Below are 13878 nucleotides of genomic sequence, written 5' to 3'. Positions count from 1 at the left end.
CCCCGGCCTTCGCCGGGGTGACGGTGGAGAGAGGCGAAGCGCTTCCCTCTCCTGAAAAGGGGTTGAGCAGCGCAAAACCATCACCGCATCACCTCCTTGAAGGCAGGCGACTTCACCATTTCCACCTTCAACGGGCTGCGCGCGGTGCGCATATTCACCAGCCGGACGGCTTCCAGCGCGTCGCCCGGCTTGCCGTCACTGGTCACGGCCAGGGCCAGCGTGTTCTTGCCATCGGGGTTCAGGATACCGGTCGGGATCACGAAGGTGCGCTGAGGCCCGACATTGGCGATGAATTGGCCCATGTTCCAGCCATTGACGAAGAACAGCACCCGGTAATTGCCGGCCGAACGGACCGTCGAGGTATCGCCAATCGACAGGCCCAGGGACAGGTCATGGCCCTTGGGCGCATCCAGGGTGAACTGGGTGCGATACCAAACCGTGCCCGGTCGGGCCTGCTGGGCCGGCACATTGGCCTTCTGCCAGCCGCCATCATCGAAGCCCGGCAGATACCAGCCGGCACGTTCGCCATAAAGGCCGCCATTATTCATCGGCCCGCGCACCGTATCCTGAATATCCTCGCCACCCAGATTGCCCTGAATCTTCCAGGAAATCGGCAGCAGGAAGCTCTTGGAGGTCGGATTGCTCAGCGAGGCGGAGATCAGGCCGCGCGCTTCCTTATGCAGATCGTCGGCGTCCAAGTCCCAATGGTGGGAATTGTTGCGCACCATGACGGACAGCACCCGGTCGCCGGGGGCCTGCAAGGCTTCCGGGATATCGAAGCTGGCCACCCCCTGGCCCGGCGGGCGGGCAAGACCGGTGGGCAGCACATTCTGGCCCAGATATTGACCATCCAGCCACACCTGCACCATGCCGGCACCACCGGCACCATAATGCAGGTCCAGCTTGGTCACCGACCCATCGCTGCTATAGCGACCGCGATACCAGACATCGCCGTGATGGAAGCCGTAATCATCCATGTTCAGCAGCGGCTGACCGGCGGGCGGCTTGACGAAGCTGGCCGTGCGGCCAGAGCGCACGCTCTGCCAGGAACTATCGTCGAAATCCTTCGCCGCTTCCGGCGATCCGGCCTGGATGCGCCAGTCGGCCTTGGTCAGATCCGGCAAGGCAATCTCAACCGGACCCTTCAGCGCCGCCTTGGCGATCAGGCTGCCACCCACACCCTTTTCCATCGACACGGTGTCACCGTTCCAGCGCACGCGGGAGATGGAAGCCGGTGCCCAAACTTCCAGCGGGCTTTCGGCATTGGTGTCCCCGGTCAGTTCCAGCGTGCGGCCATCCAGCTTGGCGGTGCGCACCAGTGCCGGCCCGCGCTGCAACAGCACGCCGTCGGCTGTTTCCTGACGCCAGAAACTCTGTGCCGTCTCCACATCGGCCAGCAGCAGCACCATGTCGGCACGGCCCCCGCCGGAGATGCGCACCCGCGCCAGACCATCATGGACATAGTTCAGCCGCAGGTCGCCCTTGGCGGCGTCGAAGCTGCTCTCCACCTTGCCGTCCAGCACCGTGACGGTCGGCGCACTGACATAGCGCAGCACCGTCTCCCCATCCTCCCCCTTGCGGCCATAGAACAGGGCGACATCGCCCTCGCCCTGGCGCAGATGGGTGAACAGTTCCGACGTGGAATAGACCAGGCGCTGGCGTTCCATGTCATAGCCGGCCAACCACATCTTGGCGTCATAGCCATTGATGCGCAGCGTGCCGGCCTGCGGGATCGCATAGTCACCATCCGGCAACTTGGCCTTAAACGTGAAGCTATCGTCGGTCCTGGCGTTGGGCGGGTTGTGCATCGCCACCAGCAGCCGGGTGCCGGTGCTGGGATTGACATTATGATAGAGCTTGATCTTCTCCGACGAAGGCTGCAGCCCCTCGGCCTTTTCCATCTGGGCCAAATCTTTGACCGTGTTCAGGAAATGGCCCATCAGCTTCATGGTCTGCGCCTTTTCGCGCAAGCCCCGCGTCTCGTCGATGGCCGAACCGTAATCATATGACGTAAACACCACCGGTGCCGGCAGCCAGCCCCAGCTTGTACCCCCGAACGTCATATAGAAGCTCTGGATCGTCAGGCCATTGGCGATGTTGGTGCCATAGAACACCCGCTGATAGGCCGACCCCGCCCGCTGTGCCGTACAGGGATAGGTATCGTTGCTGCCCCAATAATCGAACCAGCCGCCGCCGAATTCCGCCGCAAAGCCGGGCGTATTGGGCGATGCCGATGCCCCGCCCTTGGCCCCACCCGGCCCATACAGGCCCCAGTCCGGGGCCACGGTCGGGTTGCCGGTGGAACCGTCCACATTGCACGACCCGCCGGGATAGCCATCGAAGGCATAGAGGTCGTTCGGCCCTTCCACCGTGCCCGGCACATTGCTGCCCTTGGGCACCCAATAACCGTTGCGGCCCTTGTCATTATGGAAGATCGGCACGGTGATGCCGTCGGCCCGCACCTTGTCATACAGATGCTGCATGTAGCGCTGGTGCGACGGGGTGGTCATGTCCAGCTCATTCTCGATCTGATAGAGAATGAGGCTACCGCCATTGTTGATCTGGTGCTTGGCCAGGATGGCGTTGATCTGCGTCAGCCATTCGTCAGCAGCCGCCAGATATTCGGGATTGTCGGTGCGGGCCTTGGCCTGCTGGTTGACCAGCCAAGACGGGAAGCCGCCGCGCGTCACCTCGGCATTCATGTACGGCCCCGGCCGGGCCACCACATAAAGCCCCGCCTCCTGCGCCATGGTCAGCATCCGGTCCATGTCGCGGATGCCGGTGAAGTCGTACACGCCCTGCTTAGGCGAGTGATAGCCCCAGTCAAAATAAATGGCGACCGTATTATAGCCGCTGGCTTTCATCTTCTGGAACACGTCCCGCCACAAATCCGGGCTGGGCAGGCGGAACGGGTGCATTTCCCCGCCCCAGGAGAAGATGCGGTTGCCGTCGATCTTCAGGGAATATTTGTCGTAGGTCACGCGCTGCGGACCAGGGGCGATGGCCTGCTTATCCTTGGCCGCCTTGTCCTCCCCCCCTTCCTTCAGCACGGTGAAATGGCGCACAGTGCCGGACAGACCGGGCAGTTCCACCTTGGGCGACCATTTTTCAATGCCGTCGATGCTGTCGCTGTACCAGTAGCGCTTGTCCATATATTGGTCGAAATAGATGCGCCAGCCACCATCGGGACGCTTCACCAGCGCCGGCCCTTCAATATGGCGACCCCAACCGGCCCAATCGCCGGACCGGATCACGCTCCACGGCCCTTCCAGGCTGGTCGCCGTCGCCAGTTCGATGAACTTGGTCGTCTCGTTCTTGGCAAAGGCGTAGTAGCGGCGATCCTGCTTGATGATGAAGGCGTCGATATAGTTCGGGCCCAGCCCGCTCAGCAGTTTCGGGGCCGACCACTGCGTCAGCCCGATATCCTGTGCCGTCAGGAACCAGGGCTTGAACAGCCCCTGGGTGCCGTTGCTGGACACAGACAGCACGACATGCACGCTGCCATCATCATCGCGGAACCATTCCGGTGCCCAGGCATTGGTGATACCCGGCACGGCGATTTTCTGGTTACCCAGGAAGCTCCAGCTTTCCAAATCGGCGCTGCGGGCAAAGCCGATCTCATCCCCGGTCCAGTTGGTGGTGTAGACGACATAATAATTGCCGTCGCTGTGCCGCATGATGGACGGATCGCGGATCAGGCCGGCGGGCGGCTGATAGGCCAGTTCCTTCACCGGCTTGAAATTCAGCGCATCATCGGCGCGATAGACATTCATCGCCGCCGCATTGCCATTGCTGAAGCTGGTCAGCGTATAGGTGGGGCCGTCCTTGGCCACCACCGGGGCAGCGGTCAACAGGAAAGGCAGCGTGGCCAGCGCAAGCGCCAGGGCCAGCTTCCGGGGGCAGCTGTGCTTCTTCATACCGATGCCACCGCTCAGGCGAAGTGGAACATCGGCGCCAACGGCACCTCGACCGGGGAATTATCCGGGTTCACATCCATGATATCGGCCATATAGTCCCACCAGCGCCGCATCACCGGCTGTTGCGGCAAGGCGGCGCGCGGTACCTCGAAGCCGGGCTTCAGCTTCAACACAGCGAACAGGGACAGGCTCTCTTCATCCAGGAAAATGGAATAGTCGTAGATGCCCGCCTCGCGCAGGGCCAGGGCCAGGTCGGGCCACAGCGCATCATGGCGGCGCTTATATTCTTCGACAAAACCGGGCTTCAGCTTCATGCGGAACGCGGTGCTGGACATCGACCCTCTCCTTGGTTTTTCGTTATTGTTCACCCTGGCGCAGCCTTGCGGCCGGAGTGCTCCCATGGCGAACCGGTTTCCTCCCCGTCGACGCTGCCACGCCGTCACGGCCTTACTGGGGTGAATGAAACGGGCAGGCAGGGTCGGAACCCCGACGGGAAACCAGCACTGATTTACCCAGGCACCCCGCCCCCTCCCTGGTGTATCACACCCACTCTTCTTAAAAGACTTGCCCCTTCTCGTCAGGGGCCAGCTCGACTAGTAATATAATATGGACAGTGATTGCACAATATGAGATTTTTTCCAAAAAGCCGGATGTGCTTTGCTGCCGCCTGACGGAACGGAAGGGCATTTTTCCGCCAAAACAATGGCTTATTCCATAATATGAAACCATATATCGGGATATGAAAAATTCCGCTTGCCTTTTGTATGATGATTAGCCAATCTATACACAAGAATGAAGAACATGCGACGTGGGGGAACGGAAAGGGCCTGGGATTTTCAGACAATCATCGTCAGGGTTTGGCGTCAGACGCGTTGTCACCGGTGTCAACACGATGGCGGCAGATGCGGCGACACAAACATGCCAACGTAGTCACTTTAACAGAATATGGATCGCCATATTCCTTCTCAAAAAGAAGGAATATCGATCACGAAATTCGGTGTCATAGTTTGAGAGAGATCACAAATCTTGCCGCCGAATCCCCGGGTCTCCTAAACTCAAATCGAATAGATTGAGTATTATGGCGACCTTATATCGTGCTTTTACTTCTCCCTAGACTCAAAACCCGTTATAACGATTTGTCGTTGTAACGGGTTTTATTTTGCAAATCTGCAACACAAAAGATGATCTCTCTTATTTTTTGGCAAAATCCCAAAATATGCGGTTGATCACCACATAGTGGCAATATACTCTTCTCGACAGGCTAGGAGGCCCCGCCCTCCCGGCCATCAATAAAGCGCAAGTTGGGGAAAGCCCGGCACATCCTGTGCGCGGGAAATCGCATGACGAAAAGCGTCCGGCCCGGTCGGCGAACGACCCGGTGAAGGATGGCCATCGGTGAAGGTATGGGAGGATTCGGATGTCATACCGTAATGGTCGCATGGCGCGGCCCGGGAAGTTGTTGTCTTGCGCGGCGGTTGGCCTGGCATTGGCCAGCCTGGGGCAATCCGCCCTGGCACAACAGACCGCACAGGTCGCCCAGCAGAATGCAGCCGTGGAGCTGGAAGAGATTATCGTCGTCGGCACCCGCGCCAGCCTGCAGTCCGCGATTGAGCGTAAGAAGCGCGCCAATACGGTGGTGGACAGCCTGGTGGCGGAAGACGTCGCCTCTTTCCCCGACAAGAATGTCGGTGAGGCCCTGCAGCGCATCACCGGCGTGCAGTTGAGCCGGGCCTTCGGCGAAGGCGAATCCGTCTCCATCCGTGGTGTCGAGCCTGACCTGAACCGCGTTGAAATCAATGGCGTTTCAGTGCTGGGCAATGCGGGTACAGGCTCGCGCGGTGCCGACCTGCGCGATATGGCCTCAGAACTGATCAAGTCCATCGACGTCTTCAAGGGCTTCACCGCCGACATGACCGAAGGCGGTGTCGGCGGTACGGTTTCGGTGCAGACGCGCCGGCCGCTGGAGCTGAAGAAGACCTTGTTCTCCACCTCCATCGCTGGCCAGTATCTGGACCTGATGGATAAGGTGACACCGCGCGGCAATGTCACCTATGGCGACAAGTTCCTGGATGACCGGTTCGGCGTGCTGATCAACGCCACCTATGACAAGGTGCAGACGCGCGGTGACTTCCTGCGCAACACCGAATGGGTATCCCTGGCCGATTTCGACAATTCGCCGGACAAGACCCGTACCGTCGCCGGCTATGAAACCTACGCGACCAAGGCTTCGTGCAGCAGCATCACCAATTCGACCAACCGCAATAATTGCCTGTCGCAATGGAACGACCTGTCACCGCGCATTCCGCGTTACGGTCTCTGGGAACGCGATGACAAGCGCATCTCCGCCATGGCAACGCTGCAATATCAGGTGACGGATGATTTTGATGTCTATGTGGACGTCAATTACAATAAGCGTGATCAGTTCCTGACTGATTACAACTATTCCATTGATCTGACCTCTTCCTCCCGTATCAATGCTGCCGGGGCTGTGGTCGACGCAAACCACAATCTGGTCGAATTTGATACGTCGAGCACCGTGCCGTCGGGCACGGGTGGTGCCAAGCAGATTTTCGGCAGCCAGATGCGTGGCTTCGACTATACGCTGGAGTCTAAATATTACACGGCGGGCTTTAACTGGAACGGCGACAATTGGCGCCTGAACGGGTTTGGCACGACGTCCAGTTCCACGATGAACAGCAATTCCAACTCGGTCGCCATCACGGCAACGGTGCCGGGGATTCATATCAAGCTGTCCGATAAGGGTATTCCCTCCTTCACCTTCCCCAGCAGCTTCGACCCCAGCAATCCGGAAACCTACCGGACAGGCACGGCGGCGATCCAATATCGGCCGGAGGAGGTGGAAACCAGCGAGGATGCCGCCAAGCTGGACTTTGATTACGATCTGGACCGCTGGTTCCTGACCACGCTCGAAGCTGGTGGCCAATGGCGCAAGGTCGGCTCCGTGCGTTATGCCGGCGGTGGCTATACGGCCTTGGATGGCACCGTCGTTCCCAGCGCCAATATCACGCAGAATGTCGCGTTGGGCACCACCACCAACGGATTGACATGGTCGCCACAACGGCTGGTGGATTTCGTCCGCGCCACCGGCAAGCTGACGCCGCAGAATTTCTATGATGGGTATGGCGGCAATATCGGATCGGTGCCCAGCGGCTGGATGGCCCCCGATGTCAGCCAGATCGGCGATTGGTTCGACACATCCGGCTTCAACCATGATCTGCTGCGCGAGGCCAATGGCTACGCCCAGATCCCGGCCCACGATATTTCGGAGGAGGTTTCCGCCGGCTATCTGAAAGCCAATTTCGAGTTCGACCTGTTCGGCATTCCGGTCTCCGGTAATGCTGGCGCCCGTTATGTCGAGACCAAGATCGAGGCGTCCGGCGCTTTGACCCGCCAGGAACGGGATTATGTTCGTGATGCCAACGGCAATATCGTGCGAACCGACCTGGGTGTCGCAACGACAGCGGTGACGACCAAGGGCGTGGCACCCGTTTCGATCGACGAAAAATACTCCGACATTCTGCCGGCGGTAAACTTCAACTTCACCTTGTCGCCGGATGAGGTCTTCCTGCGGCTGGGCTATGCCAAGGTCATGGCACGTCCCAAGCCGACCGACTTGGTGCCAGCAGCCAATTGCATCATTGATGTCACCGCCGAAGGCAAGCAGGATGATCTGAACGACACCTGCTCCTCCGGCAACCCGGACCTGGACCCCTATCGGGCCGACCAGTACGACGTTAACCTGGCTTGGTATGTCAATCCCGACACCCTGTTGAGTGCCGCCTATTTCTACAAGGATGTGAAGAGCTTCATCCTGGCGCGCACCCTGGTACGCAATGTCGACCTGTTTAATGACGGCACCCTGTTTGACGTGTCCATGCCGATCAATGGCAAGGGTGCCAAGATCAACGGTATTGAACTGTCCGCCCAGACCGCCTTCACCTTCCTGCCCTCCCCCTTCGATGGGTTGGGTCTGAATGTGAATTACACTTACTCCGACGCCAAGAATGTCGGTCTCACCAATTCCCTGACGGGTGGGGATCTGCCCTTCCCCGGTCTGTCCAAGCACAGCTACAACCTGATCGCCTATTACGACAAGGATGAATACAACCTGCGTGTCGCCTATAATGGCCGTACCAAGTGGCTGCAGTCGGCGGCGGAACGGTCGGGTAACCCGGTATTCCGCGATGGTACCGGTTACCTGGATGCCAAGTTCACCTATCGTCTGCTCGGCAGCGGCATGTCCTTCTTCGTCGAAGGCAAGAACCTGACCGGCGAAGCAGAGCGCACAACGTCGGGCGACGATGTCCGCCTGGGCGAGCTGGCCTATTCCGGCAAGCGTTACTATGTCGGTGCATCCTACAAGTACTGATCCTGATCCCCCACCCGGGCCGGCAACGGCCCGGGTGGGCTGGATAAAAAGAAGGGCGGCATCCAGAACGGGTGCCGCCCTTTTTCATGGACTTTGGTGAACGACCAAAAGAAGGGGGCGGTTTGGTACCCCGCCCCCTCCCCGCTTCTTACGGCGTGCGGATATGCGGGGCCGGCGGCGGGGCCATACCATGGCCTAAGAAGAAACTGGTATGGGGCGGCTGGTTATAGGCGACATTCTGCCAGGCCACCCCCAGCCGGTAGACCGGATCATGCATCAGGGTGACGAAGCGGTAATCGGTGGGCCAGGGCGTGGTGTAGATGCGCAAAGCGCTGTTATCCTTGGTCCGCCAGATCACCTCTTCCCGCCAGTCCCCCAGAATATCGGCGGAAAGTGTGGGGTTGGCCTTGGTACCATTGTTGGAGGAAACGCCATCGGCGGCCAGCAGGGTGACGGTGTCGCCCTTCTGCCAATCCCATTTGGCAATCTCTTCCTTATCCAGCAATTCCCGCAGCAGATCGCCATCCCACCAGATGCCGAAATTCATCTGTCGCGGATGTTTGGGGGCGATCAGGGAGCCTTGCGCGCTGTAAAGGCCGGGGGCATTGCTGGCCCAGGCTTCGGCCCCCGGTGAGCGCGGATCAATATCGAAGGCGACGCCGCGCCCGGTATCCTTTTCCGTCGGCGTGGTCCACAGTATCTTGCCGGTGGCGGCATCCAACATGGCGGCCCCGATGCCGCCATTGCGACCGGGGCTTTCATGCACACCGAAGCGTTCCAGGCCGGGATGCAGCGGGTCCAGATCAGACACATGCAGCGCGTCGCCATGGTAAAGCTTGGCCGACCACAGGCCCTTGCCATTATCATCAATGGCCATGGAGCCATAGATGATCTCATCCTTGCCATCGCCATCCACATCGGCGACGGAAAGCTGGTGGTTGCCCTGGCCGGCATAATCCTGATTGCCGGGAGCGGAACTGTCGAAGTACCAGCGCTCGGTCAGCTTGCCATCGCGCCAATCCCAGGCGGCGAGCGTGGTGCGCGCGTAATAGCCGCGCGCCATGATGATGCTGGGCCGTTCCCCATCCAGATAGGCAACCCCGGCCAGGAACCGGTCGGACCGGTTGGCATAGCCATCGCCCCATACCTGCGTCATGCGTTCCGGCGTGGGGGCGTCGGTTTCATCGTCGCGGCCCGGCAGATAGGGCTGGCTGGCCAATGCCTTGCCGGTCCGCCCGTCAAACACGGTCAGATATTCCGGGCCTTTCAACATACGGCCTTCCAGCCTTGCCACCTTGCTGCCGTCCGCCTTGGTTTCAGCCCCCGTGCGGTCGGCCTGGGGAACGTCACCGGCATGGCCGCGCCAATCGGCATTGGCATCACCGATCACGGCACCGGTGCCATCCACCGTACCATCGCTGGTGCGGGCCACCAGTTCGGCCCGCCCATCGCCATCGAAATCATAGACCAGGAATTGGGTGTAGTGGGCACCAGCGCGGATATTGCGGCCCATATCAATGCGCCACAGCCTTGTGCCATCCAGGCGATAGGCATCCAGGATCACCGGCCCCGTATAGCCGCCAAAGGCATTATCCTTGGAATTGCTGGGGTCCCATTTCAGCACGATTTCATACTGGCCATCGCCATCCAGGTCACCGACGCTGGCATCATTGGCGTTGTAGGTGAAGGCCTCCCCCTTGGGGGTGGTGCCGCCCGGCGGCTGTTGCAGGGGAATGGTCAGGTAACCCTGCTGCCACACCTTGGCTGTGCTGGCCACGGGCTGTTCCGCCCCGCCTTGCACCGGGCGCAGCGTATAGGTGCCGCTGCCATCGGCCCCTTTGTCCAGAAAGCTGGTGGGGCCGGTCAGCGGCTTGCCATTCAGCTTGCGCCCGTCGCGGTAAAGGTTGAAGGCCAGATCGGCCGGATCGGTGCCCAGCAGACGCCAGCCCACCAATACCCCACCCTGGGACGGCACGGCCACCATGCCGCGATCCAGCTTTTCCATCTGCCGTGGCGTTGCGGCCTGAATGGCCGGGCTGGCAAGCGCCACGGCGGCGCAGGCCAATCCCATCGACAGCATCACCGCGCGGCTGGTGGGGGTAAGCATTCTCATATCCACTCCCTGGGCTGGTTTTGGGCACTATATGCCGATTGATCTGACAATTAAATTCCAATATAGAGAACATAAAATCACAATATGGAACAAATCGCCTCCCTAAGGGCGATGGCACGCGGCAGGAAACGGGAGGAAGCGGAATGCCTTTCAGCACGCCCAATCGGCGGGACTTCATGCGCGCAGGTGCCGTTGGTGCAACGGCCACAGCGGCCCTGACATTGGCCAGCACGGGCGGCAGTGCTGCTGCGACAGAAAAAGCGCCCACCACCAACCTGCGCTGGATCGATGGCAAGGTGCCCGCGCTGCATCTGGGCCAAAGCTTGGGCGTTCCCTGGCCCAGGGGTCTTTATAAGACCAGCCAGAATTTCCGCCTGCGCGATGCCAGCGGGCGGGATGTGCCGGTGCAAAGCTGGCCGCTGGCCACCTGGCCGGACGGGTCGTTGAAATGGTCGGCCCACAGCATTCCCGCCGGGGAAACCCCGGCTGAAACTTACGAATTGCAGGCTGGCAAGCCCGCTAGCCCGGACAGCCCGGTGAAGCTGGTGGAAAAGGCCGATGCCATCACCATCAGCATCGGCCCCCGGCAATGGGTGGTGCCCAAACAGGGCGGCCAGTTGATCGCCAGCGCCAGCGTGGACGGGCGGGAGGTTTTGCGCGGCCTGCATCTGGTGGCCATCTCCCAGGATCAGCCGGACCTGTCGGACACCGGCAGCCTGACCCAGCGCAATTTCACCAGCGCCATCGGCAAGGTGACGGTGGAACAATCCGGCCCCATCCGCGCGGTGGTGAAGCTGGAAGGCAGCCATCGCGGCACCGGCGCCGATGGGCTGCGCGACTGGCTGCCCTTCACCGTGCGGCTTTATTTTCAGGCCGGTGCGGAATCCGTGCGGGTGATGCACAGCTTCATCTTCGATGGGGATGAGAATAAGGATTTCATCCGCGGTCTGGGCCTGCGCGCGTCCGTGCCGCTGGCCGATGCCCCGCATGACCGGCATATCCGCTTCGCCGGGCTGGATGGCGGCCTGTGGGGGGAGGCGGTGCGCCCGCTGACGGGCCTGCGCCGCGACCCCGGCAAGGATTATCGCGCCGCCCAGATTGCTGGCCAGCCCATCCCCCCCTTGTCCGGCATGGCGGAAACCGTCTCCAAGCGGCTGGACCTGATCCCCAGCTGGGGTGATTTTACCCTGTCGCAGGCCAATGCCGATGGTTTTGCCATCACCAAGCGCACCAAGCCCGGCCATGGCTGGATCCATGCGCAATCGGGCCAGCGGGCCGCCGGTCTGGGCTATGTCGGCGGGGGTACGGGCGGCGGGACCGCCTTCGCCCTGTCGCATTTCTGGGAAAGCCATCCGTCGCGTCTGGATATCCGTGGCGCCAATGGCGAGCTGGCGGAGGTGACGGTCTGGCTCTGGTCGCCAGAGGCACCGGCCATGGATCTGCGCTTCTATCACGACGGGATGGGGATCAAGGACCACCCGACCGAACGCGAAGCGCTGGAAATCACCTATGAGGATTATGAGGAAGGCTGGGGCCGCCCCTATGGCATTGCCCGCACCAGCGAGCTGCATTTCTGGTCCCTGCCGGCCACCCCGGCGCGGGACAAGCTGGTGCAGATGGCGGGGGCCGTGCGCGAACGCCCGCAATTAATGTGCTCGCCGGAACGGCTGCACGCCGTGCCGGTATTTGGTGACTGGGCGCTGGTGGACCGGTCTACCCCCACCCGCAAGCTGATTGAGGATCAGGCCGATTTCCTGCTGGACCTGTACCAGCGACAGGTGGAACAGCGGCGCTGGTATGGGTTCTGGCATTACGGCGACGTGATGCACAGCTATGACCGTGACCGGCATGAATGGCGCTATGATATTGGCGGCTATGCCTGGGCCAATTCTGAACTCTCGCCCGACCTTTGGCTTTGGTACAGCTTCTTGCGTACCGGGCGGGGGGACGTGTTCCGCATGGCTGAAGCCATGACCCGCCATACCGGCGAGGTGGATGTCTACCATATCGGCCCCTATCGCGGCTTTGGCACAAGGCACGGGGTGCAGCATTGGGCCGACAGTTCCAAACAGCCCCGCATCTCCAACGCCGCTTACCGCCGGATTTATTATTTCCTCAGCGGCGGGGATGAGCGGGTGGGCGACCTGATGCGCAGCCTGCTGGGGTCGGAAGAAACGCTGACCCGCGTGGATATCAGCCGCAAGCTGGGCAAGCCGCCGCCGACGGAGGTGATTGCCGGGTTCGGCACCACCTGGGGTTCCTTCCTGGCCATGTGGCTGGCGGAATGGGAACGCACGGGCGACAAGCGTTGGCGCGACCGCATCCTGGCCGGGATGAATGCCATCGGCCGGATGAAGCGCGGCTGGTTCACCGGGGAAGCGCCGTTCGATCTGGCAACCGGTGCCTTTAAAGACCCCGGCGACCAGATCGGGGTATCGCACCTGAACGCCGTGTTCGGCGCGGTGGAGATCAATTCAGAGCTGCTGACCCTGGTGGATGCGCCGGAATATCGCAAGGCCTGGCTGGAATATTGCGCCTTCTACAACGCGCCAGCGGCGGAACTGCGCAACCTGTTGGGCCAGGATGTGAAGGGGCGCGGCCTGACCGAATCCCATTCTCGGCTGACCGCCTATGCCGCCCGGCAATTGGGCGACCAGAAGCTGGCGGATCGGGCCTGGCAGGAATTCCTGACCGGCCATGCCAAGGCCGGTTACGGGCTGGGCATGAAGCTGACCCATATCGATGGGGCCGCCGTGCTGCACCCGGTGGATGAAAACCCGGCCATGAGCACCAACAGCACCTCCCAATGGGGTTTGGCCGCCTTCCAGAATCTGGCCCTGGTGGGTGACAGGCTGGAAGCGGTAGCGGCCCAGTTGGGGCCGGATGCCTATAGGACGAAAGGGTAATCCGAGCGGCGATGAAGACCCGCGTGCCCCCGCGCGCGGGCCAAGCAGCATGACGGTGGCATTGATTCAGAACCGTCTGTTCTGATACCAACCCGCCTAAAGGTTGACCTTTAGGCGGGTTGGAGGCTGGCGACCGCCAGCCCAGCGCACGAGGGAACGCAAAATCTCCCTGAATCGGTTACGATCAAGGGAGATTGGCATGAATCAATGCCGGTTGCTGTTATGGTTGACACCGTGAATGCTCCGCAAATGGCAGCCTGATTCACGGACTTCAGCCACCTCCGATCCCGGTGGGGTTCAGCCGGCAGGTTGGCGCTTTTCCTGGCATCTGCGTGCCTGCGGGCGATGACGCCCCCCTCCCCCTTTTTTCCGAAAAATCACGATAGCCGTTGTCCCCCTGTTAACGGGGATTCATGTCCTCTGCCCCACCAGCTTGCGGGCGGATAGGCCGGGCTTTAATCAACCAGACATAATCATATAATAGTAATGACTTTTATTTTCATGCGATCAAAGTTGACTTCCCGCGTTGGATGCGTATGGTGCGCACATCTT

At 60.9% G+C, this 13878-nt stretch carries 5 protein-coding genes; 2 read left to right on the top strand and 3 right to left on the bottom strand.

The features are described from left to right. Positions 1–80: 80 nt before the first annotated feature. Together GE253_RS18140 and GE253_RS18135 are read right to left on the bottom strand one after the other, a co-directional pair. Positions 81–3917, bottom strand: a complete 3837-nt coding sequence (locus tag GE253_RS18140; protein WP_211101507.1) for a beta-galactosidase — start codon at positions 3915–3917, stop codon at positions 81–83. A 14-nt stretch (positions 3918–3931) separates the two neighbouring features. Next, positions 3932–4252: an L-rhamnose mutarotase gene (locus GE253_RS18135; RefSeq protein ID WP_153205559.1), complete on the bottom strand. Its 321-nt coding sequence runs from the start codon at positions 4250–4252 to the stop codon at positions 3932–3934. Positions 4253–5376: 1124 nt separating this feature from the next. Between GE253_RS18135 and GE253_RS18130 the strand changes: the two genes are divergently transcribed. Then, on the top strand, positions 5377–8307 hold the full coding sequence (locus tag GE253_RS18130; RefSeq protein WP_173012714.1) for a TonB-dependent receptor: 2931 nt from the start codon (positions 5377–5379) through the stop codon (positions 8305–8307). A 148-nt stretch (positions 8308–8455) separates the two neighbouring features. Here the strand turns inward: GE253_RS18130 and GE253_RS18125 are convergent, their stop codons facing one another. Next, on the bottom strand, positions 8456–10420 hold the full coding sequence (locus tag GE253_RS18125) for a rhamnogalacturonan lyase (RefSeq protein WP_173012713.1): 1965 nt from the start codon (positions 10418–10420) through the stop codon (positions 8456–8458). Positions 10421–10563: 143 nt separating this feature from the next. Here GE253_RS18125 and GE253_RS18120 point away from each other — a divergent pair, with 143 nt between their 5' ends. Then, positions 10564–13326, top strand: a complete 2763-nt coding sequence (locus tag GE253_RS18120) for a Tat pathway signal sequence domain protein (protein ID WP_153205557.1) — start codon at positions 10564–10566, stop codon at positions 13324–13326. The last annotated feature ends 552 nt before the right edge of the window (positions 13327–13878 follow it).

Origin of the sequence: Niveispirillum sp. SYP-B3756, from assembly GCF_009495745.1 — a bacterium.
GTDB lineage: Bacteria > Pseudomonadota > Alphaproteobacteria > Azospirillales > Azospirillaceae > Niveispirillum.
Note: the sequence above shows the minus strand (reverse complement) of the source record. Positions and strands in the feature narration are given on the sequence as shown.